The organism is Reyranella soli (assembly GCF_007992495.1).
Lineage (GTDB): Bacteria > Pseudomonadota > Alphaproteobacteria > Reyranellales > Reyranellaceae > Reyranella > Reyranella soli.
On record NZ_BKAJ01000402.1, the window covers coordinates 1 to 630 of the forward strand.

At 63.3% G+C, this 630-nt stretch carries 1 protein-coding gene; it reads left to right on the forward strand.

The genetic code is table 11. From position 1 onward, the window contains the following. Window positions 1–158: 158 nt before the first annotated feature. On the forward strand, window positions 159–630 hold a 472-nt coding region (locus RSO01_RS46990), incomplete at its 3' end, for a hypothetical protein (protein WP_147157512.1).

Genomic DNA, 630 nt, shown 5'->3' on the forward strand with positions numbered 1-630 from the left:
ACCCTTCAGTCGCGACTCGCGCGCGACTTGGCCTCTGCGCCACAGAGGTATCGCCGTCGCCGGGCAGTAACGGGCGTTTCGCATCCAACCGGCCGCACAGGTGGGCTCGCAGCATGTGCTACTGAGCAAATCCTGATGTGCGCCCGACTATGCCCCCGTTGAATTACGACATCGACGCCCCTGGTCCGAGAAAGCCTCGGCCGATCGCATCGTCGCCATTCTGGATGGGGTCGTGCGACGCGAATGCCACGCCTGGCTTCAGCATCGCCCCACCGTCTGATCAGGGCTTCAAGATCCCCACGCCAATGGGCTGGCTCTCACCCGAGATGCTTAGGAACTACGCGAACGGCATGGCGCCAAATCGCGAAGCGATTGCCGACACCCTGGGCATACCCATGGACGGCGTAGCTTGGGCCGCTCGCCAGCTCGGCGCAAAGGGCATCTCAGGCGGCTACGGTAAACCCGACCCACTCACGCAGTTGTTCGCTGTGACCGCGGCCATGACCAACGCGCCACCACTTCCTGACTACTCCCGCCTCCTGCGGCACAACCGGGTTGCGCTCATGTACAGCGGCGGCAAGGACAGCGACGTACTGCTGAGCCTGTTTGCGCCATTCCTCGAGGGAATTA